Here is a 21,316-nt window from a genome sequence, read left to right on the forward strand (position 1 = left end):
AAGGAGTTAGTCATGGTTAGATTAGAGAAGAACGATCCCTTAATGTTGGCACGCCAGCTACCATTAAAAACGGTTGCCCTGATCCTTGCGGGTGGGCGTGGTACCCGTCTGAAAGATTTGACCATCAAGCGCGCCAAACCGGCTGTTCACTTTGGTGGTAAGTTCCGCATCATCGACTTTGCGCTCTCCAACTGCCTGAACTCGGGCATTCGCCGCATCGGCGTCATTACGCAGTATCAGTCGCACACGCTGGTTCAGCATATCCAGCGCGGCTGGTCATTCTTCAGCGAAGAGATGAACGAGTTTGTCGATCTCCTTCCTGCTCAACAGCGTGTTCACGGCGAGAACTGGTACCGCGGTACGGCGGATGCGGTGACCCAGAACCTCGACATCATTCGTCGCTATAACGCGGAATACATCGTGATCCTCGCCGGGGACCACATCTACAAGCAAGATTACTCCCACATGCTGATCGACCACGTCGAAAAAGGGGCGCGCTGCACCGTGGCGTGTCTGCCTGTGCCCGTTGCCGAAGCGACGGCGTTTGGCGTCATGCACGTGGATGCCGACGACAAAATTATCGACTTCGTTGAAAAACCGGCGAACCCGCCAACCATGCCGGGCGATGACACCAAATCGCTCGCCAGCATGGGGATCTATGTCTTTGACGCAGATTATCTTTATGAGCTGCTGGAAGAAGACGACAAAGACGAAAACTCCAGCCACGACTTCGGTAAAGACATCATTCCGAAAATCACGAAAGCTGGCATGGCGTATGCACATCCATTCCCGCTGTCCTGCGTACAGTCCGATCCGAATGCGGAACCCTACTGGCGCGATGTGGGTACGCTGGAAGCCTACTGGAAAGCGAACCTCGACCTGGCGTCAGTCACGCCTGAACTGGATATGTACGACCAGAACTGGCCGATTCGTACCCATATGGAGTCGCTGCCGCCGGCCAAGTTCGTCCAGGACCGCTCCGGCAGCCACGGTATGACGCTGAACTCGCTGGTGTCCGGCGGGTGCATTATCTCCGGTTCGGTCGTGGTGCAGTCGGTGCTGTTCCCGCGCGTGCGGATAAATTCATTCTGTAATATCGATTCGGCAGTCTTGTTGCCGGATGTCTGGGTAGGGCGCTCGTGTCGTCTGCGTCGTTGCGTGATCGACCGTGCCTGCGTCATCCCTGAAGGGATGGTTATTGGGGAGAATGCGGAAGAAGACGCGCGTCGTTTCTACCGTTCGGAAGAGGGGATCGTGTTAGTCACACGGGAAATGTTGCGGAAGCTGCAGATCAAACAGGAGCGATGATGCAGGTTTTACACGTATGTTCTGAGATGTTCCCGTTATTAAAAACGGGCGGATTGGCAGATGTGCTTGGCGCATTACCGGCGGCGCAAATCGCCGGAGGCGTGGATACCCGAGTCCTGCTGCCCGCCTTTCCGGATATCCGGCGCGGTATACCCGATGCAAAAGTGGTGACCCGCCGTGAAACGTTTGCCGGACGCATTACCCTGCTGTTTGGACATTACAATGGCGTAGGGATTTACCTGATCGACGCGCCGCACTTATACGATCGCCCGGGCAGCCCGTATCACGATACGAACCTGTTCGCCTACACCGACAACGTGCTGCGCTTTGCGCTGCTTGGCTGGGTCGGCGCCGAAATGGCGACGGGGCTGGATCCGTTCTGGCGTCCGGATGTGGTGCACGCGCACGACTGGCACGCCGGGCTTGCCCCGGCGTATCTCGCCGCGCGCGGCCACCCGGCGAAATCGGTCTTTACCGTGCATAACCTGGCATATCAGGGGATGTACTACGCCCATCACATGAATGACATCGATCTGCCATGGTCGTTCTTTAACATGCACGGTCTGGAGTTTAACGGGCAGATCTCGTTCCTGAAGGCGGGGCTGTACTACGCCGATCACATCACGGCGGTGAGCCCGACCTACGCGCGTGAGATCACCCAGCCGGCGTTTGGCTACGGCATGGAAGGGTTGCTGCAGCAGCGCCATCGCGAAGGCCGCCTGTCGGGCATTCTGAACGGCGTGGATGAACAGATCTGGAGCCCGGAAACCGATCTCCTGCTGGCGGCGCGCTATGGCCGTGATTCCGTGGAAGACAAAGCGGAAAACAAACGCCAGCTGCAGATTGCGATGGGCCTGAAGGTGAACGACAAAGTGCCGCTGTTCGCCGTCGTGAGCCGCCTGACCAGCCAGAAAGGGCTGGATCTGGTGCTGGAGGCGCTGCCCGGTTTACTGGAGCAGGGCGGACAGCTGGCGCTGCTCGGCGCGGGCGATCCGGTGCTGCAGGAAGGTTTCCTTGCCGCCGCTGCGGAACACCCGGGGCAGGTGGGCGTGCAGATTGGCTACCACGAGGCGTTCTCGCACCGAATTATGGGCGGCGCGGACGTCATTCTGGTGCCAAGCCGTTTCGAACCCTGCGGCCTGACGCAGCTTTATGGTCTGAAATACGGCACGCTGCCGCTGGTGCGCCGCACGGGCGGACTGGCGGATACCGTATCCGACAGCTCTCTGGAAAATCTGGCGGACGGTATCGCCAGCGGATTTGTCTTTGAGGACAGTAATGCCTGGTCGCTGCTTCGGGCGATTCGGCGTGCTTTCGTCTTGTGGTCCCGTCCATCACTCTGGCGTTACGTTCAGCGTCAGGCGATGTCCATGGACTTTAGCTGGCACGTCGCGGCGCAGTCATACCGCGATCTCTATCAACGCTTGATGTAACGAGGCGAAGTTACTGATATGAACGCTCCATTTAGCTACTCTTCACCCACGCTCAGCGTTGAGGCGTTAAAGCACTCCATCGCCTACAAGCTGATGTTCACCATCGGGAAAGATCCGGTTATTGCCAACAAGCACGAGTGGCTGAACGCCACCCTGTTTGCCGTGCGTGACCGCTTAGTTGAACGCTGGCTGCGCTCAAACCGCGCCCAGCTCTCGCAGGAGACGCGTCAGGTTTACTACCTGTCGATGGAATTTTTGATTGGCCGCACGCTGTCCAACGCGCTGCTGTCGCTCGGTATTTATGACGATGTCAAAACCGCACTCGAAGAGATGGGGTTAGATTTAGAAGAACTGATCGACGAAGAGAACGACCCGGGCCTCGGCAACGGCGGTCTGGGGCGTCTCGCCGCCTGCTTCCTCGACTCGCTGGCGACGCTGGCGCTGCCGGGCCGCGGCTACGGTATTCGCTACGACTACGGTATGTTCAAACAGAACATCGTCGACGGGCGTCAGAAAGAGTCCCCGGACTACTGGCTGGAGTACGGCAACCCGTGGGAGTTCAAACGCCACAACACGCGCTACAAGGTGCGCTTTGGCGGGCGTATCCAGCAGGAAGGGAAAAAATCCCGCTGGGTGGAAACGGAAGAGATCCTGGCCGTGGCCTACGACCAGATTATCCCCGGCTACGATACTGACGCCACCAACACGCTGCGCCTGTGGAGTGCCCAGGCCAGTAGCGAAATTAACCTCGGGAAATTTAACCAGGGTGACTACTTCGCGGCGGTGGAGGATAAAAACCACTCCGAGAACGTGTCCCGCGTGCTGTACCCGGATGACTCGACCTACTCGGGTCGCGAGCTGCGCCTGCGTCAGGAGTATTTCCTCGTTTCGGCGACCATTCAGGACATCCTCAGCCGCCACCATCAGCTGCACAAAACCTACGCCAACCTGGCGGAGAAAACCGCGATCCACCTTAACGACACCCACCCGGTGCTCTCAATTCCGGAGCTGATGCGCCTGCTGATCGACGAGCATAAGTTCAGCTGGGATGACGCCTTTGAGGTGACCTGTCAGGTATTCTCCTACACCAACCACACGCTGATGAGCGAAGCGCTGGAGACGTGGCCGGTGGACATGCTCGGTAAAATCCTGCCGCGCCACCTGCAGATTATCTTTGAGATTAACGACTACTTCCTCAAGACGCTGCAGGAGCAGTATCCGAACGATACCGGCCTGCTGAGCCGCGCGTCCATCATTGATGAGTCGAACGGTCGTCGCGTGCGCATGGCCTGGCTGGCGGTTGTCATCAGCCACAAGGTCAACGGCGTGTCCGAGCTCCACTCGAACCTGATGGTGCAGTCGCTGTTTGCGGACTTCGCGAAGATCTTCCCGACGCGGTTCTGCAACGTGACCAACGGCGTCACGCCGCGCCGCTGGCTGGCGCTGGCCAACCAGCCGCTCTCTGAGGTACTGGACGAGAATATCGGCCGCACCTGGCGTACCGATTTGAGCCAGCTGAGCGAGCTGGAACAGCATATTGATTTCCCGACGGTGAACAAAGCCGTGCGCGAAGCCAAGCTGCTGAACAAAAAGCGTCTGGCGGTCTGGCTGGCGATGCACCTCAACGTGGTCGCTAACCCGAAAGCGCTGTTCGACGTGCAGATCAAACGCATCCACGAATACAAGCGTCAGCTGATGAACGTGCTGCACGTGATCACCCATTACAACCGCATCAAGGCCGATCCGACGGCCGAATGGGTGCCGCGCGTGAAGATCTTCGCCGGTAAGGCGGCGTCGGCCTACTACATGGCGAAGCACATTATTCATCTCATCAACGACGTGGCGAAGGTGGTTAACCAGGATCCGGACATTGGCGACAAGCTGAAGGTGGTGTTCATTCCGAACTACAGCGTCAGCCTGGCGCAGCTGATCATCCCGGCGGCGGATCTCTCTGAACAGATTTCCACGGCGGGGACGGAGGCATCCGGCACCAGTAACATGAAGTTTGCCCTTAACGGCGCGCTGACCATCGGCACGCTTGACGGGGCGAACGTCGAGATGCTGGAGCACGTGGGCGAAGAGAATATCTTTATCTTCGGTAATACGACGGAAGAGGTGGAGGCGCTGCGCAGGAAAGGCTACTCGCCGCGTCAATATTACGAAGAGGATGAAGAGTTGCGTCAGGTGCTGACGCAGATCGCGACCGGCGTGTTTAGCCCGGATGAACCGAGCCGCTATCGCGATCTGGTGGATTCGCTGATTAACTTTGGCGATCACTACCAGGTGCTGGCGGATTACCGCAGCTACGTGGACTGTCAGGACAAGGTGGACGAACTTTATCGCCAGCCGGAGAAGTGGACCAGCGCCGCGATGTACAACATCGCCAATATGGGCTATTTCTCGTCAGACAGGACCATCAAGGAGTATGCCGAGACGATCTGGCATATTGATCCGGTGAGGCTATAAAAGCAAAACGGCAACCTCGGTTGCCGTTTTTAGTGTTTGTTCCCTCTCCCTGTGGGAGAGGGGCAGGGTGAGGGCATCAGTCCGCACCGGTCGTATTACGACGCCAGCGACAGCTCACGCTTCCCCGCATGTTGCAGTAACCACTGCGCCACGCGAGACTGCTGCTCGGCGTTGAGCCACATCCCTTCCTTGGTACGGCGCCAGATAGCATCGTCCAGACGACGCACCCACTCGTGCTCAACCAGGTAACGCAGCTCGGCTTCGTACAGCTCGTGGCCGAAATGCTCGCCCAGATCCGCAATGTCCTTCGCATCGCCCAGAATCAGCTCGGTATTGCTGCCGTAGGTGCGGGCATAGTGGCGCGCCATTCCTTCGGTGATGAACGGGAACCGACGGCGCAGCTTCGCGGCGTAATCATCGCGGTTATCGCCGATATCACCGCCGGGCAGTACCGCGCCCTTGGTCCATGCCGGGCCAATGCCTTTATAGTACGGCGCCAGTTTTTCCAGCGCGTGCTCGGCCAGCTTGCGGTAGGTGGTGAGCTTACCGCCAAACACGGAAAGCAGCGGCGCCTGACCGTCAACGTCGTGAATATCGAGCGTATAGTCGCGGGTAATGGCCTGCGGTGAGTCAGACTCGTCATCGCACAGCGGACGCACGCCGGAGTAGGTCCAGACAACGTCGTCGCGCGACAGCTGTTTCTTAAAGTGCGCGTTATACACTTTGAGCAGGTAGTTCACTTCGCTCTCGTCGATCTCGACGTTTTTCGGATCGCCTTTGTACTCCACGTCGGTAGTACCGATGATCGAGAATTCGTCCATCCACGGGATCACAAACACGATGCGCTTGTCTTCGTTCTGCAGGATGTAAGCCTGCTTCTGGGTATGCACGCGCGGCACCACAATGTGGCTGCCCTTGATCAGGCGAATGCCGTATGGAGAAGGCAGATGCATGCCGTCGTCGAAGAACTGCTTCACCCACGGGCCGGTAGCGTTCACCAGGCCGCGCGCTTTCCAGCTGAATTTCTCGCCGGTATCAATGTCTTCCGCTTCCACAATCCACAGGCCATTTTCACGACGGGCAGCGGTTGCGCGGGTGCGGGTTTTCACCTCGCCACCTTTCTTCTCAACCATCTGCGCATTCGCCAGTACCAGGCGGGCATCGTCCACCCAGCAGTCGGAATATTCGAATCCGCGCACGATTTCCGGCTTAAGGACCGATTCTGAGCCAAAACGCAACCCTTTCGAACCCGGGAGGCTGGTGCGTTTCCCCAGATGATCGTACATAAACAGACCGATTCGGATCATCCACGCCGGACGCAGATGCGGGCGATGGGGCAGCCGGAAGCGCATCGGAATCGCCAGATGCGGGGCCATTTTCAGCAGCACTTCACGTTCGGCCAGTGCTTCACTGACCAGGCGGAATTCGTAGTGTTCCAGGTAGCGCAGGCCACCGTGAATCAGTTTGGAGCTGGCGGACGACGTCGCGCAGGCGAGATCGTTAGCTTCCAGCATCAGTACGGACAAACCGCGTCCTGCGGCATCGACCGCAATACCGGCACCGTTGATGCCACCGCCTATCACAATCAGATCTTTGGTTTCCATAACACCCTCATGCACTTTCGTTAAAGCTCAGAAATGTTCGATATCGCTCATAATAGCAAAGGAACGCGCTTTTGGTAACATCAAAAAAACAATTTAGAGTGATATGGATAACATAATGGCGTTTACCCGCCGCCAGGACGTACACTACGGGGTAAAATCTTGTCGTTGACCACTGTAAAGAGAACACCATGGATCAGTTTGAATGTATTAACGTAGAAGAAGCCCACCAGAAGATGCACCAGGGAAAAGCAGTGCTGGTGGACATCCGCGATCCGCAGAGTTTTGCGATGGGCCATACGCCGGGCGCGTTCCATCTCACCAACGACACGCTGAGCGCGTTTATGCGCGATAACGACTTCGACACGCCGGTGATGGTCATGTGTTACCACGGCAACAGCAGCAAAGGCGCGGCGCAGTATCTGCTTCAGCAGGGTTACGACGCGGTTTACAGCGTCGACGGTGGTTTCGATGCCTGGCATCGTCATTTCCCGGCGGAAGTGGAATACGCTTTTGAGCGCTGATCCCGCTATACTGTCCTCTTTTGTGTGGAAATAAGCGACCGCTGCCCATGTTGATGATCACCTCTTTTACTAACCCGCGCGTCGCCCAGGCGTTTGTCGACTATATGGCGACGCAGGGCGTTATTCTGACTATTCAACAACATACGCAGACCGACGTCTGGCTGGCCGATGAGAGCCAGGCCGGACGGGTAAACGAGGAGCTGGCGCGTTTTCTTGAGAACCCTGGCGACCCGCGCTATCTGGCGGCCAGCTGGCAGTCCGGCCAGACCGGCAGCGGATTGCACTACAGCCGCTTTCCTTTCCTCGCCACTATTCGCGAGCGCGCGGGCCCGTTTACGCTGCTGCTGATGGCGGCCTGTATCATCGTCTTCATTATCATGAACGTGGTCGGCGACCAGAGCGTAATGATTGCCCTGGCGTGGCCCTATGACTCGTCTCTTGAGTTTGACGTCTGGCGCTACTTTAGCCACGTGATGATGCACTTCTCGGTGATGCATATCCTCTTTAACCTGCTCTGGTGGTGGTATCTCGGCGGTGCCGTTGAAAAGCGTCTGGGCAGCGGCAAGCTGATCGTTATCACTATTATCAGCGCCCTGTTAAGCGGCTACGTGCAGCACAAGTTCAGCGGGCCGTGGTTCGGTGGGCTGTCGGGTGTCGTGTATGCCCTGATGGGCTACGTCTGGCTTCGCGGGGAGCGCGATCCGGAAAGCGGCATCTATCTGCAACGCGGATTAATAACCTTTGCGTTAATATGGCTAATTGCCGGGTGGTTTGATCTGTTTGGTATGTCTATCGCCAACGGAGCGCACGTCGCCGGGCTGGCCGTGGGGCTGGCGATGGCCTTTGTCGACACGCTCCATGCGCGAAAACGAACATAATTCTCAGGGATAATTGATGAAACAAACACAACGTCATGACGCCATTATCGAACTGGTAAAAAAACAGGGATACGTCAGCACCGAAGAGCTGGTGGAGCAGTTTGCCGTCAGCCCACAAACCATCCGTCGTGACCTGAACGACCTGGCCGATCAGAACCGTATTCTTCGCCACCACGGCGGCGCGGCGCTGCCGTCCAGCTCGGTCAACACCTCCTGGCACGACCGTAAGGCGACGCAGACGGCAGAGAAAGAGCGCATTGCCCGCAAGGTCGCCAGCCAGATCCCGAACGGCGCGACGCTGTTTATTGATATCGGCACCACGCCGGAAGCGGTCGCCCATGCGCTGCTGGATCACGAGAACCTGCGCGTGGTCACCAACAACCTGAACGTGGCCAATACCCTGATGCAGAAAGACGACTTCCGCATCATCCTCGCGGGCGGCGAGCTGCGCAGCCGCGACGGCGGAATTATCGGCGAAGCCACCCTCGACTTTATCTCGCAGTTCCGCCTCGACTTCGGCATTCTGGGGATAAGCGGTATCGACAGCGACGGCTCGCTGCTGGAGTTTGATTACCACGAGGTGCGCACCAAGCGCGCGATTATTGAAAATTCACGCCACGTGATGCTGGTGGTGGATCATTCCAAGTTTGGCCGTAACGCGATGGTGAACATGGGCAGCATCAGCATGGTGGATGCGGTCTATACCGACGTGATGCCGCCGGCGGGCGTGATGCAGGTAATTAAAGATAATAATTTGCAGTTAGAGTTGTGTTGAAAAGCCGTGCGCCCTCTCCCTGTGAGTGAGGGCGTCAGGCCGCACAAACCTAAACGCCGTACCCCATCATCTTCAACAGCTGCTGTGCATGCTGCACCGCATCCTGACGATGCGCCACGCCCAGCTTCTGATACAGATTGCGGATATGCGTTTTGATGGTGGTCGCCGCCACCGCAAGCTCACCGGCAATCTGCTCGTTGCTGTAGCCTGAATAAATCAGCCCCAGAACCTGCCATTCGCGCTGGGTGAGCGGGCTGGTGCGGATAAGTTCCGGCACTTCCGGGTGGTTCAGCAGACGTTCAACAAAGTTCTCATCGAAATGCGCGAACTTGTGCCGATGATGCTGGTTAATCTCGCGCAGAATGCGCTGGGCGCGATGCTGATCCAGTTCCGGCAGCGTGTTGAGCTGAATCAGCTGGCGCAGCTGCTGCGCCATCACTTCCCCTTCAATTACAAAGTGGCTGATAAACCCGGTGCGGTTTGCCAGCTGCAGCGCCTCCAGCAGCACGCGCTGGGCATCGTTTTTACGACCCGCCTGCCAGTAGAGCTGGTTTTGCAGCAGCAGGTTGCGGTTCAGGTCGCTCATCAGGCGCAGGCTGCGCGCGTTCTCGTTCAGCTCCTCCAGCACAATCTCAGCGGGCTCTAATTCACCGAGCAGGATCTGCGCGCGGGCAATATTGCGCCACTGGCTCTGCAGGAAGTGGTTGTTGGCAAATTCCGGTTTTGGCGTCTGGCGCAGCCAGTTGGCGGCAGATTTTTTATCGCCGGTCATCTGCCAGTAAATCACCCGGACCTTGTCGGCGTTTGACACCCAGTCGCTATGATACTGGCCGTTGCCGAGCAGGTTTTCCAGGCGGTTAAGATGGTTGCGGGCGTTGTCGAGATCGCCGCGCGCCAGCGAGCACTGCACCAGCAGCGCCAGGCACTGCAGCTGCTGCTGAGGCTGGAAGCTGGAAAGAACATCCACACCCTGACGGGCGCAGCTTTCCGCTTCATCCAGACGCGACCATGCCCACAGCAGCTGGGCGCGAATACGCAACAGGAACTCGTGCATCGGCAGCTGTTCCAGATGCTGTTCACGAATCAGCTGGAACGCTTTTTCCTGGTTTTCCCAGGCAGCCTGCAGGAACCCCTGCGCGAATAAAATCTCGCTCTGTTGGATCAGGCTCCACAGGGCGTAATGCCAGACATCATGACGACGCGCCATCTGTTCGGTTTGCTGCATCAGTGAAAGCGATCGCGTGAGATCGCCCTTGCAGTGCAGCACTTCGCCGTGCACGGAGGTCGCCACGATACGGCTGTAGAAGTTGGCAAGCGGCAGTTCATCCAGCGCGACCATCGCCAGCCGTTCAGCTTCGTCCGGGTCGCCATCGTTAATCGCCACCTGAGCGCGCAGCGCGTTGAACTCGCCGTGCAGGGTGGTATCCATTTCGCTTTCCATCTCCTGCTCGGCGCGCGCCAGCAGGGTGTTCACTTCGCTGTAGCGATGCTGGCTCTGCATCAGCCAGGCCTGCAGCAGCACCAGACGCGGGTTCTCCAGCAGGCTTTCCCACGGCAGGGCTTTGAGGGATTCTTCCAGCAGCGTCAGCTCGCTGTGGTTAAACAGGCCCCACGCATGATTGAGGAGGATATCGCGCAGCATGCTGGCATCACCGGCGGCCAGCGCGTGGTGGATGGCTTCGCTCGGGAAGCCTTGCGCCATCCAGCTTTCGGCAGCGGCGCGGTGGATCTCCGGCAGTTCAACCGCCAGCTCCCACTGACAGCGCTGGCGCAGGAAGCTGCCAAACAGCGGATGATAGCTAAACCACTCCCCCGGATCGTCCATGCGCGTCAGGAAAAGGCCTTGACGTTCAATCTCTTCGAGCTGCAGCTGGCCGTTTTCACAGCCCGTCACCCGCACGATGAGCGCATCGTTCATGGAGCGCAGCAGAGAGCTTTTCAGCAGGAAATTACGCGTTGAGGGATCGACGCTGTCCAGCACCTCATCCACGAGATAGTCAGAAAGGTGGCTGGCGTTGATGCCCGCCAGGCGCCGCGCAGACTGATGTGCCGGACTGTTATTTTGCCGGGCTGAGAGGGCAATCAGCTGCAGCGCCGTTGCCCAGCCGGCAACGTCATCACACAGGCGGCTGCTTTCGGCGGCCTCAATCGGTGAGTTCAGGCGGCAGTCAAAGAACTGTTTCGCTTCCTGGTGGGTAAAGGCCAGCTGCTGGCTGCCCACTTCCAGGAGCTGATCGCGCACGCGCAGGTTGGCAATACCCAGCTGCGGCAGGTTGCGTGACAGCACGACTAAGGTCAGGTTTTCCGGCTGATGGCGCAGGAAGAAACGCATCGATTCATGAATTACCGGGTTAGTGATGAGATGGTAATCATCAATCACCACGTAAAGCGGGCGATGCCATTCGGCCAGTTCGATAAACAGCTGAGAGAAAAGGGAGGACAGGCTTGCGTACTGGCGCTTTTGCACCATCACCTCACTGGCGACACAGTGTCCATGGGTTGCTTGCTGTATGGCGGCAATCAGATAGCTGGCAAAACGCTCCTGCTGGTTATCGCCCTCGTCGAGAGAGTACCAGCCAAGATCGCTCTTACCCGCGGCCCATTGCGAAATGAGCGTTGTTTTTCCATAACCTGCAGGGCTCGTAACCAGCGCCAGTCGGAAATTATGCGCGCCGGAAAGTTTAGCCAACAGACGCTCGCGGACCACTGTATGGTCAAGGCGAACCGGGCGACTTAATTTAGACGGAATCAACATAGGTTTCACTTCACTGTGGGGAACGAGAGATTTTATTTTTTTTGCGCTTCGTAATTAATGGATATAAGGTCGGCCAATAAGTTAACTATTGCAAGTTATGTCTGGATTTGGTGGCTGTGAATTTGCACTCTGTCACAAAACATTCAGGCAGAGGAGGGAACTTTCTGAAAAGGTCTTTGATGCCCCGTCAATGCTGGCTTGTATGGCTGTGCTGCGGCTGCGCTGAAACTGGTTTCAGAAAGGGATGGTGACGTCGAATTTAATATACTTCTGGTAAAGTTAAGGGAGATTAATAATCTCCTTAGCGATTTCCCGATTGCCGAAATATTATTCTACGTAAGTAATTATTTCGGCGGGGTTTAATTTCACCCGAAACCGCATTTCATTTCTTTGACATTCTCCTCGGTTACTTTTTTATCTTCCGGGCACACTCGAACTATGCTCTGAGAGTGGCCTCGATCACACTTTTATGCTCATCCCCGCTACTCCTCCCTGTCTAATCCCCCACAGGAGGAGGAAGAGGGGAAATGAGCCAGGCACACTAGCGCCAACTTGTGTTTTCTTTCTAAAGGATGCCGATCCCCTATGTCACAGCCTACCTTCAACAAAGCTCAATTCCAGGCTGCCCTGACGCGTCAGTGGCAGCGTTTTGGCCTTCATGCTGCAAACGAAATGACGCCTCACCAGTGGTGGCAGGCAGTGAGCGGTGCGCTCGCAGAGCAGCTGGATGCTCAGCCCCTGGCAAAACCGGTAAAAGGCCAGCGCCATATAAACTACATTTCAATGGAATTCCTGATTGGCCGTCTGACGGGCAACAACCTGTTGAACCTCGGCTGGTATCAGGAGGTCGGTGACGTTCTTAAAGAACACGACATTAACCTGACCGACCTGCTGGAAGAAGAGATTGACCCGGCGCTGGGCAACGGCGGCCTGGGACGCCTGGCGGCCTGCTTCCTTGACTCCATGGCGACCGTTGGCCAGTCGGCGATTGGCTACGGTCTGAACTACCAGTACGGCCTGTTCCGTCAGTCGTTTGCCGACGGGCATCAGATGGAAGCGCCGGACGACTGGCATCGCAATACCTATCCGTGGTTCCGCCACAACGCGCAGCTGGACGTACAGGTTGGCATTGGCGGGAAAGTGACAAAGCAGGGTCTCTGGGAACCGGCATTCACTATCACTGGCGAAGCCTGGGATCTGCCGGTGCTTGGCTATCGTAACGGCGTGGCGCAGCCGCTGCGTCTGTGGCAGGCGAAGCACGCCCACCCGTTTAACCTGACAAAATTCAACGACGGCGATTTCCTGCGGGCCGAGCAGCAGGGCATCGACGCCGAGAAGCTGACTAAAGTCCTCTATCCGAACGACAACCACCTGGCCGGTAAAAAGCTTCGCCTGATGCAGCAGTACTTCCAGTGCGCCTGCTCCGTGGCGGACATTCTGCGTCGCCATCACCTGGCGGGCCGCAAGCTGGCGCAGCTGCCGGACTTTGAAGTGATTCAGCTCAACGACACGCACCCGACCATTGCCATCCCGGAGCTGCTGCGCGTGCTGATCGACGAGCACCAGCTGAGCTGGGATGACGCCTGGGCCATCACCAGCCGTACCTTTGCCTACACCAACCACACCCTGATGCCAGAAGCGCTTGAGTGCTGGGATGAGAAGCTGGTGAAAACGCTGCTGCCGCGCCACATGCAGATCATCAACAAGATTAACGACCAGTTTAAAAAGCTCGTGGATAAAACCTGGCCGGGCAACAAGGCGGTCTGGGCGAAGCTGGCGGTGGTTCACGACAAGCAGGTGCGCATGGCGAATATGTGCGTTGTCAGCGGGTTTGCGGTGAATGGCGTGGCGGCGCTGCACTCGGATCTGGTGGTCAAAGATCTCTTCCCGGAATACCACCAGCTGTGGCCAACCAAATTCCACAACGTGACCAACGGCATCACGCCGCGTCGCTGGATCAAGCAGTGCAACCCGCTGCTGGCCGGCCTGCTGGATAAGACCCTGAAGAAAGAGTGGGCCAACGATCTGGACCAGCTCATCAACCTGGAAAAATACGCTGACGACGCGAAATTCCGCGAGCAGTACCGGGCGATCAAGCTTGAGAACAAGGTTCGCCTGGCGGAGTTTGTGAAAGTGCGTACCGGGATTGAGATCAACCCGAACGCCATATTCGATATCCAGATCAAACGTCTGCACGAGTACAAACGCCAGCATCTGAACCTGCTGCACATTCTGGCGCTGTACAAAGAGATCCGCGAGAACCCGCAGGCCGACCGCGTGCCGCGCGTGTTCCTGTTCGGTGCGAAAGCGGCGCCGGGCTACTACCTGGCGAAAAACATTATCCTCGCCATCAATAAAGTGGCGGCGGCGATCAACAGCGATCCGAAAGTAGGCGACAAGCTGAAGGTAGTGTTCCTGCCGGACTACTGCGTCTCGGCGGCGGAAATGCTGATCCCGGCGGCGGATATCTCCGAGCAGATCTCAACCGCAGGAAAAGAAGCCTCCGGTACCGGCAACATGAAGCTGGCGCTGAACGGCGCGCTGACCGTCGGCACGCTCGACGGGGCGAACGTCGAAATCGCCGAGAAGGTGGGCGAAGAGAACATCTTTATCTTCGGCCATACTGTGGAAGAGGTGAAAGCTATCAAGGCCAAAGGCTATGACCCGGTGAAATGGCGTAAGAAAGACAAAGTCCTCGATGCGGTGCTGAAGGAGCTGGAGAGCGGTAAATACAGCGACGGCGATAAGCACGCGTTTGACCAGATGCTGCACAGCATGGACAAACACGGCGGTGACCCGTATCTGGTAATGGCGGACTTCACGGCCTACGTTGAAGCGCAAAGGCAGGTCGACGTGCTGTATCGCGACCAGGAAGCGTGGACCCGCGCGTGCATCCTGAATACCGCCCGCTGCGGTATGTTCAGCTCTGACCGCTCAATCCGTGATTATCAGGCCCGTATCTGGCAGGCAAAACGCTAAGGAAGCGCGATGGAGAGTAAACGTCTGGACAGTGCCGCGCAGGCGGCGGGAATTAGCCTCAGTTACATTAATGCTCACGGCAAACCGCAGTCTATTGGTGCGGACACCAAAAGACGTTTGCTGGATGCCATGCACAAAACCGACGCGAAAGCGTCGGCTGCGCCGGTGCCGAACGTGAAGGTATTCACCGCAGGCAAAAAGATGCCGCTGGCGGTGGAGGGGCGCGGCGAGTTTAGCTGGCTTCTTACCACCGAAGAGGGGCATCAGCATAAAGGTCACGCCACCGGCGGCAAAACGTTAAACCTTCCGGCAAAGCTGCCGGAGGGGTATCACACCTTAACGCTCACCCAGGACGATCTGCGTTTCCACTGCCGGGTGATCGTCGCGCCAAAACGCTGCTACGAGCCGCAGGCGCTGCTTGAAGGCAAAAAGCTGTGGGGCGCCTGCGTGCAGCTCTACACTCTGCGTTCCGACAGCAACTGGGGCATCGGTGATTTTGGCGATCTGAAAAAGATGCTGGCATCCGTGGGCGAGCGCGGCGGCGCGTTTATCGGTCTCAACCCGATCCACGCGCTCTATCCGGCCAACCCGGAGAGCGCCAGCCCGTATAGTCCGTCGTCCCGTCGCTGGCTGAACGTTATTTATATCGACGTTAACGCCTTAGATGATTTCAAAAACAGCCAGGAGGCGCAGGCGTGGTGGAAACTCAGCACCACACAGCAGGCGCTGAAGCAGGCGCGCGAAGCTGACTGGGTGGACTATTCCACCGTCACGGCGCTGAAAATGGCCGCGCTGCGCCTGGCGTGGAAAGGCTTTTCGCAGCGCGATGACGAGCAGATGGCCGCGTTCCGCCAGTTTGTGACGCAGGAGGGCGAGAGCCTGTACTGGCAGGCGGCGTTCGATGCGCTGCACGCATATCAGGTAAAAGAAGACGAAATGCGCTGGGGCTGGCCGGTCTGGCCCGAAGCGTATCAGAGCGTCGACACGCCTGAAGTGAAAGCGTTCTGTAAAAAAAATGCCGATGAAGTGGACTTCTACCTGTGGCTGCAGTGGCTGGCTTATAGCCAGTTTGCCGCCTGCTGGCAGGTGAGCCAGGGCTATAAAATGCCGATTGGCCTGTACCGCGATCTGGCCGTGGGCGTGGCGGAAGGCGGCGCGGAAACCTGGTGTGACCGTGAGCTTTACTGTCTGAAAGCCTCCGTCGGCGCGCCGCCGGATATCCTTGGCCCGCTGGGCCAGAACTGGGGATTGCCGCCTATGGATCCGCACGTCATGGCGGAGCGCGCTTACGAGCCGTTTATCGACCTGCTGCGCGCTAACATGCAGAACTGCGGCGCGCTGCGTATTGACCACGTAATGTCCGTGCTGCGTCTGTGGTGGATCCCATACGGTGAAACAGCCGATCACGGGGCGTATGTGCAGTATCCGGTTGACGATCTGCTGTCGATCCTGGCCCTGGAAAGCAAGCGCCATCAGTGCATGGTGATCGGTGAAGATCTCGGTACCGTGCCGGTGGAAATTGTCAGCAAGCTCCGCGACAGCGGCGTCTACTCCTATAAAGTGCTCTATTTTGAAAACGACCATGAGAAAACCTTCCGCGCGCCGCAAGCGTACCCTGAACAGTCAATGGCAGTCGCGACGACGCATGACCTTCCTACGCTTCGTGGCTATTGGGAAAGCGGCGATCTGACGCTCGGCAAAACGCTGGGCCTGTATCCTGATGAGGAGGTGTTACGCGGCCTGTATCAGGATCGCGAGCTTTCCAAACAGGGGCTACTGGATGCGCTGCACAAGCAGGGCTGTCTGCCGAAACGTGCCGGACATAAAGCGTCATTGATGTCGATGACCGCGACACTCAACCGCGGCCTGCAGCGCTATATTGCCGACAGCAACAGCGCGCTGCTGGGGCTGCAGCCGGAAGACTGGATTGATATGGCGGAGCCGGTGAACATCCCGGGCACCAGCTATCAGTACAAGAACTGGCGTCGCAAGCTGTCCACCACGCTTGAGGCGATGTTTGCCGATGATGGGGTGAATAGGCTGATCAAGGATTTGGATAAGCGGCGAAAAGCTGCTGGTAAGAAGTAATAAAAAACCCGCCAGTGGCGGGTTTTTTATTATCAGGCAGTGCTCATGCAGGTCGGGTAAGGCGTAGCCGCCACCCGACTTAGGGCATCAGACCACCATGTTGAGCAGCAGCACCCCGACCAGACCACACACCGAAATAATGGTTTCCAGCGCGGACCAGGACTTGATGGTTTCACCGATCGTCAGGTTGAAGTACTCCTTGAACAGCCAGAAGCCCGGGTCGTTAACGTGAGAGAAAATCACGCTACCGGAACCGACGGCGATAACCATCAGCTCAGGGCTTACGCCCGTGGTCGCAATCAGCGGGGCAACGATACCGCCTGCGGTGATCGCCGCAACGGTCGCTGAACCCAGCGCAATACGCAGAACCGCGGCAATAGACCAGGCCATCAGGAGCGGCGATACGTTGGTTTCATGCATCATGGCGGCGATGTATTTGTCCACGCCGCTGTCGACCAGAACCTGCTTGAATGCACCGCCACCGCCGATGATCAGGAGCATCATGGCAATGATTTTGATTGAAGAGGTCAGCGTGTCGTTGATCTGATCCATGGAGCGGCCACGGTTCAAACCGAAGGTGAACATCGCGATCAGCACGGCAATCAGCGTTGCCATCACCGGGTCACCCAGGAATTCCGCCACGGACAGGAACGCATGACCTTTAGGCAGGATCATCTCCGCCACGGCGCGCATCGCCATCAGGATCACCGGTACCAGGGAGGTCCATACGCTGACGCCAAAGCCCGGCATCTCTTCTTCGGTGAAGGTTTTGGCGCTGTACAGACCTTCCGGAATCGGCTTATCAATGCCCTTCAGGAAGCGGGCATAAACCGGGCCGGCCAGAATCACCGTCGGGATCGCCAGAATCGTACCGAACAGCAGAGTTTTACCCATATCCGCGTGGAAGATGGTCGCGATAGCGGTTGGACCCGGGTGCGGCGGCAGGAAGCCGTGGGTCACGGACAGCGCCGCAGCCATTGGCACGCCGACATACAGCAGCGGGATGCTCGCGGCAGCCGCAATGGTGAACACCAGCGGCAGCATCAATACGAAGCCCACTTCATAGAACAGCGCGAAACCAACGGTAAAGCCGGTTAACACCACTGCCCACTGAATGTTCTTCTTACCGAATTTGTCGATAAGCGTGGTGGCAATACGCTGCGCGCCCCCGCAGTCCGCCAGCATTTTACCGAGCATGGCGCCGAAGCCCATGATCAATGCCAGGCTGCCGAGCGTGCCGCCGACACCGGCTTTAATCGAGCTGATAACTTTCACCAGCGGCATCCCCTGCATCAGACCGACTGCAAGTGCCACCAGAACCAGAGCGATAAATCCGTTCATTTTGAAACGGATCATCAAGAGCAGTAATAACACAACACCGATAGCAACGATGACTAATGGCATGATTTACCTGGCCTTTGAATTGTTATGGGTAACGTCATTGTTTCAACGACAAATTCCGATTGTCCCAACTGGGAACAGAGAAGTAACGGCACTAATACTGATGCCTTTTAAACGATTAAGTTTAGTCGGCTGTTATGGGTGTGCTTAGTGCCCATGAGAATGATACGGGTAACATGACGTGATTGAGAATCACCCTGGCAGGCAAAATGTGAATTATGAGACGCAGGTCAACATATAGAGGGGAGCGAAGAGGGGGAGCAGGGTTTTGTAGGCCCGGTAAGCGCAGCGCCACCGGGCAATACAGATGGGCAATGAATCAGTAGTAAGAGTGCTCGCCGCGCTGGTGTTCGGTCAGGTCACGCACGCCTTTCAGTTCCGGGAACTCGTTCAGCAGCTGCTTCTCGATCCCTTCTTTCAGGGTGACATCGACCATTGAACAGCCGTTACAGCCGCCGCCAAACTGCAGAATGGCAAAACCTTCGTCGGTGATTTCCATCAGGGAAACACGGCCGCCGTGGCCCGCCAGCTGTGGGTTGATCTGGGATTGCAGCAGATACTCAACGCGCTCCATCAGAGGGGCATCGTCAGACACTTTACGCATTTTCGCGTTCGGCGCTTTCAGGGTCAGCTGAGAACCCAACTGATCGGTGACGAAGTCGATCTCCGCATCTTCAAGATACGGTGCGCTCAGCTCATCAACATAGGCGGTGAGCTGTTCAAACTTAAGGGCAGTGTCAGTAGCTTCCACAGCGTCCGGAGGACAATAAGAAACACCACATTCTGCATTCGGCGTGCCTGGATTGATCACAAACACACGGATCTGCGTCCCTTCTTCCTGATTTGCCAGCAGTTTGGCAAAGTGCGCTTGTGCAGAATCGGAAATACGGATCATAGCTTTGGCCTAATAGTTGACTAAATTACCTGGGTATAATCATACGCCCATTGAAGAAGGGCTACAAGGTACGGCACAGACACCATACCTGAACCGACGCGGCGCCGCTTTGCAAAAGCAGTCGGGAAAGTTCAGCAACGGTACTGCCTGTGGTGACAACATCATCCACAATTGCGATATGGAGCCCGTCGACCGGCAATTCAAGGCGAAAGGCGTTTTTGAGGTTTCTTTTGCGAAGCCGGGCGCTGAGCTGATGCTGGATGGCGGTGGCATGAACACGTGTCAGCGCGCGGGCATCATACCGACAGCCGAGCCACCGTGCGAGGGGACGGCAGAGCAGGTCACTCTGGTTATAGCCGCGCCGCCAGTGACGACGTCGGTAAAGGGGGACACTCACCACCATGTCGATTTTCGGCAGTGCCCGCTGACGTCGCGCCTGCAAAACCGCCAGCAACAGCAGGCGAGCAAGGGGCTGTGCCAGCGAGCTCTGCCCGGAAAACTTCAGCGCATGGATCAGCCTGTTCAGCGGTGGAACATAATCATCCACCGCCACCATCGCGCTCCACGGCGGGGACTTTTTCAGGCAACGGCCACAGGGCAAAGCGGGATTCGTGGCCGGTAAACCACATTGTGGGCAGATCCCGATACGCCATTGCAGCGATCGCGTACAGACGGAGCAGATGCCCCACCCGCCTAGTGCCAGCGGCATTCGGCATAGCCAGCACAACCCAGGTACTGTTAGCATGTGCAACCTCCATGTGAAAAAAGAGAACAGTAACTGATGAAGACGCTGTGGTGGCAGACCGTCGGGACAGGAAATTGCCATCTTGTGCTGCTGCACGGATGGGGACTGAATGCTGAAGTATGGCGTTGCGTAAGCGAGGAACTCGCCTCGCATTTCACGCTGCATCTGGTGGATTTGCCGGGTTATGGCCGCAGCCGCGGTTTTGGGGCCATGTCGCTTGATGAGATGGCGGAGCAGGTTCTGAACGCTGCTCCGCAAAATGCCATCTGGCTGGGCTGGAGCCTGGGCGGGCTGGTGGCGAGCCAGATTGCGCTGTCGAGACCTGACCGCGTAAAAGCGCTGGTGACGGTGGCGTCGTCGCCTTGTTTTAGCGCGCAGGACGCGTGGCCAGGGATAAAACCCGAGGTACTGGCGGGCTTTCAGCAGCAGCTGAGCGACGATTTCCAGCGGACCGTAGAGCGTTTTCTCGCGCTGCAGACGATGGGTACTGAAACCGCGCGTCAGGATGCCCGTACGCTGAAGCAAACTGTGCTTTCGCTGCCGATGCCGGAGGTTGAGGTGCTTAACGGTGGCCTGGAGATCCTGAAAACGGTTGATCTGCGCGAGCCGCTGGCCGCCCTGACGATGCCGCACCTGCGTATCTATGGCTACCTCGACGGAATTGTCCCGCGCAAAGTGGCTCCGCTGCTGGATTCGCTCTGGCCTGACAGCGAATCGCAGATCGTTGCCAAAGCTGCGCATGCCCCGTTTATCTCTCATCCGACGGAATTTTGTTCAGCGCTGATTGCGTTAAGTCAACGTTTCGACTGATTATTTTCTATCCTGCCTGGAAAAAGTAACACACCGCAACCATACTCCAGATGTCGTTGCGGTTGTTCTGCCTACGATAATCAAAACAACAATCCTATGGAGAGTCAGGCTATGAAACTTGTTACAGGTATTGTCACTTCTCTGGTTATTGGGTCACTGTCATTTGGCGTCTTTGCGGCAAAAGAGCTGGAAAAAGATAAAGTTGCCAGCATGAATCTGACGAAAATTGGTGAAATTTCTACGTCTGACACCACCGCGCCGATGGATGCTCGCAGAGAGCTCTCGAAGAAAGCGGATGAGCTGGGCGGAACGTACTACGTCGTCACCAGCGCAGAAAAACAGACCAAAAACGTACGCGCAACGGCGGACGTCTACAAGTAATACGACAAAGCCAGGCAGCAATGCCTGGCTTTATTAACGCAGTGCCCACCACTCCCTGAGGCAGGCCTTTCCTTCCGGACAGCTTTTACAACTGCCGGAGAGACAGCCGTCAGCGTCTTCCTGAATCCGCACGGCTTTCCCCATGGCTTCCAGTCTTTCCAGCATGGCATCGATCATCGGCTGCGGCGTATGCAGGCTGAGGCTCAGCTGTTTCGCCTCCATCCGCCCCTGCAGTGCCAGCATGTCACGAACCTGAATCAACGATGCCATGGGGTGT

General features: G+C 57.3%; 16 protein-coding genes. 10 read left to right on the forward strand and 6 right to left on the reverse strand.

Features of this window, described 5'->3' with window-relative positions; all coding sequences use genetic code 11:
• Positions 1-12 precede the first annotated feature (12 nt).
• Genes glgC through glgP form a run of 3 tightly spaced genes read left to right on the forward strand, consistent with a single transcriptional unit; the run spans position 13 to position 5,207 of the window.
• A complete protein-coding gene (gene glgC / locus LRM19_RS18560; RefSeq protein ID WP_008503066.1) occupies positions 13-1,308 on the forward strand; it encodes a glucose-1-phosphate adenylyltransferase in 1,296 nt (431 codons plus the stop codon).
• Positions 1,308-2,741, forward strand: coding sequence for a glycogen synthase GlgA (glgA, locus tag LRM19_RS18565; protein WP_008503065.1), 1,434 nt, complete (start codon positions 1,308-1,310; stop codon positions 2,739-2,741). The genes glgC and glgA overlap by 1 nt, the downstream gene beginning before the upstream one ends.
• Positions 2,742-2,759: 18 nt before the next feature.
• Positions 2,760-5,207: a glycogen phosphorylase gene (gene glgP, locus LRM19_RS18570; RefSeq protein WP_008503064.1), complete on the forward strand. Its 2,448-nt coding sequence runs from the start codon at positions 2,760-2,762 to the stop codon at positions 5,205-5,207.
• Positions 5,208-5,302: 95 nt separating this feature from the next.
• Here the strand turns inward: glgP and glpD are convergent, their stop codons facing one another.
• On the reverse strand, positions 5,303-6,811 hold the full coding sequence (gene glpD / locus LRM19_RS18575) for a glycerol-3-phosphate dehydrogenase (protein ID WP_115876842.1): 1,509 nt from the start codon (positions 6,809-6,811) through the stop codon (positions 5,303-5,305).
• Positions 6,812-6,999: 188 nt separating this feature from the next.
• Here glpD and glpE point away from each other — a divergent pair, with 188 nt between their 5' ends.
• Genes glpE through LRM19_RS18590 form a run of 3 tightly spaced genes read left to right on the forward strand, consistent with a single transcriptional unit; the run spans position 7,000 to position 8,985 of the window.
• Positions 7,000-7,332, forward strand: coding sequence for a thiosulfate sulfurtransferase GlpE (gene glpE / locus LRM19_RS18580; protein WP_115876843.1), 333 nt, complete (start codon positions 7,000-7,002; stop codon positions 7,330-7,332).
• Positions 7,333-7,379: 47 nt separating this feature from the next.
• A complete protein-coding gene (gene glpG / locus LRM19_RS18585; protein ID WP_271369604.1) occupies positions 7,380-8,210 on the forward strand; it encodes a rhomboid family intramembrane serine protease GlpG in 831 nt (276 codons plus the stop codon).
• A 16-nt stretch (positions 8,211-8,226) separates the two neighbouring features.
• The gene (locus tag LRM19_RS18590) at positions 8,227-8,985 is read left to right on the forward strand and encodes a DeoR/GlpR family transcriptional regulator (protein WP_008503060.1); all 759 of its coding nucleotides are present in this window, start codon (positions 8,227-8,229) and stop codon (positions 8,983-8,985) included.
• Between the two features lie 49 nt (positions 8,986-9,034).
• Here LRM19_RS18590 and malT read toward each other — a convergent pair whose 3' ends face one another.
• Positions 9,035-11,740: an HTH-type transcriptional regulator MalT gene (malT, locus tag LRM19_RS18595; protein WP_008503059.1), complete on the reverse strand. Its 2,706-nt coding sequence runs from the start codon at positions 11,738-11,740 to the stop codon at positions 9,035-9,037.
• Between the two features lie 585 nt (positions 11,741-12,325).
• Between malT and malP the strand changes: the two genes are divergently transcribed.
• Positions 12,326-14,719 carry a maltodextrin phosphorylase gene (gene malP / locus LRM19_RS18600; RefSeq protein ID WP_271369605.1) on the forward strand — a complete coding sequence of 798 codons (2,394 nt, stop codon included), beginning with the start codon at positions 12,326-12,328 and terminating at the stop codon, positions 14,717-14,719.
• A 9-nt stretch (positions 14,720-14,728) separates the two neighbouring features.
• The gene (malQ, locus tag LRM19_RS18605; RefSeq protein ID WP_115876846.1) at positions 14,729-16,807 is read left to right on the forward strand and encodes a 4-alpha-glucanotransferase; all 2,079 of its coding nucleotides are present in this window, start codon (positions 14,729-14,731) and stop codon (positions 16,805-16,807) included.
• 87 nt (positions 16,808-16,894) lie between these two features.
• Here the strand turns inward: malQ and gntT are convergent, their stop codons facing one another.
• From gntT to gntX, 3 genes are all read right to left on the reverse strand, one after another.
• A complete protein-coding gene (gene gntT, locus LRM19_RS18610; protein ID WP_024907902.1) occupies positions 16,895-18,211 on the reverse strand; it encodes a gluconate transporter in 1,317 nt (438 codons plus the stop codon).
• 316 nt (positions 18,212-18,527) lie between these two features.
• Positions 18,528-19,103, reverse strand: coding sequence for a Fe-S biogenesis protein NfuA (gene nfuA, locus LRM19_RS18615; RefSeq protein ID WP_008503055.1), 576 nt, complete (start codon positions 19,101-19,103; stop codon positions 18,528-18,530).
• A gap of 61 nt (positions 19,104-19,164) precedes the next feature.
• Positions 19,165-19,848, reverse strand: a complete 684-nt coding sequence (gene gntX / locus LRM19_RS18620; protein ID WP_127732505.1) for a DNA utilization protein GntX — start codon at positions 19,846-19,848, stop codon at positions 19,165-19,167.
• Positions 19,849-19,884: 36 nt separating this feature from the next.
• Here gntX and bioH point away from each other — a divergent pair, with 36 nt between their 5' ends.
• Both bioH and LRM19_RS18630 read left to right on the forward strand, forming a co-directional pair.
• On the forward strand, positions 19,885-20,658 hold the full coding sequence (gene bioH, locus LRM19_RS18625; RefSeq protein WP_127732503.1) for a pimeloyl-ACP methyl ester esterase BioH: 774 nt from the start codon (positions 19,885-19,887) through the stop codon (positions 20,656-20,658).
• Between the two features lie 111 nt (positions 20,659-20,769).
• Positions 20,770-21,039, forward strand: coding sequence for a YdgH/BhsA/McbA-like domain containing protein (locus LRM19_RS18630; RefSeq protein ID WP_048976276.1), 270 nt, complete (start codon positions 20,770-20,772; stop codon positions 21,037-21,039).
• A 33-nt stretch (positions 21,040-21,072) separates the two neighbouring features.
• On the opposite strand, the gene feoC is transcribed toward LRM19_RS18630, so the two are convergent.
• The gene (gene feoC, locus LRM19_RS18635) at positions 21,073-21,309 is read right to left on the reverse strand and encodes a [Fe-S]-dependent transcriptional repressor FeoC (protein ID WP_133295261.1); all 237 of its coding nucleotides are present in this window, start codon (positions 21,307-21,309) and stop codon (positions 21,073-21,075) included.
• Positions 21,310-21,316 lie beyond the last annotated feature (7 nt).

Source organism: Enterobacter sp. PI-10, assembly GCF_027947695.1.
Lineage (GTDB): Bacteria > Pseudomonadota > Gammaproteobacteria > Enterobacterales > Enterobacteriaceae > Enterobacter > Enterobacter vonholyi.

Coding starts and splice junctions, on each gene's coding strand:
- glgC (WP_008503066.1), top strand. CDS start 13: ATGGTTAGATTAGAGAAGAACGATCCCTTAATGTTGGCACGCCAGCTA.
- glgA (WP_008503065.1), top strand. CDS start 1,308: ATGCAGGTTTTACACGTATGTTCTGAGATGTTCCCGTTATTAAAAACG.
- glgP (WP_008503064.1), top strand. CDS start 2,760: ATGAACGCTCCATTTAGCTACTCTTCACCCACGCTCAGCGTTGAGGCG.
- glpD (WP_115876842.1), bottom strand. CDS start 6,811: ATGGAAACCAAAGATCTGATTGTGATAGGCGGTGGCATCAACGGTGCC.
- glpE (WP_115876843.1), top strand. CDS start 7,000: ATGGATCAGTTTGAATGTATTAACGTAGAAGAAGCCCACCAGAAGATG.
- glpG (WP_271369604.1), top strand. CDS start 7,380: ATGTTGATGATCACCTCTTTTACTAACCCGCGCGTCGCCCAGGCGTTT.
- LRM19_RS18590 (WP_008503060.1), top strand. CDS start 8,227: ATGAAACAAACACAACGTCATGACGCCATTATCGAACTGGTAAAAAAA.
- malT (WP_008503059.1), bottom strand. CDS start 11,740: ATGTTGATTCCGTCTAAATTAAGTCGCCCGGTTCGCCTTGACCATACA.
- malP (WP_271369605.1), top strand. CDS start 12,326: ATGTCACAGCCTACCTTCAACAAAGCTCAATTCCAGGCTGCCCTGACG.
- malQ (WP_115876846.1), top strand. CDS start 14,729: ATGGAGAGTAAACGTCTGGACAGTGCCGCGCAGGCGGCGGGAATTAGC.
- gntT (WP_024907902.1), bottom strand. CDS start 18,211: ATGCCATTAGTCATCGTTGCTATCGGTGTTGTGTTATTACTGCTCTTG.
- nfuA (WP_008503055.1), bottom strand. CDS start 19,103: ATGATCCGTATTTCCGATTCTGCACAAGCGCACTTTGCCAAACTGCTG.
- gntX (WP_127732505.1), bottom strand. CDS start 19,848: ATGCTAACAGTACCTGGGTTGTGCTGGCTATGCCGAATGCCGCTGGCA.
- bioH (WP_127732503.1), top strand. CDS start 19,885: ATGAAGACGCTGTGGTGGCAGACCGTCGGGACAGGAAATTGCCATCTT.
- LRM19_RS18630 (WP_048976276.1), top strand. CDS start 20,770: ATGAAACTTGTTACAGGTATTGTCACTTCTCTGGTTATTGGGTCACTG.
- feoC (WP_133295261.1), bottom strand. CDS start 21,309: ATGGCATCGTTGATTCAGGTTCGTGACATGCTGGCACTGCAGGGGCGG.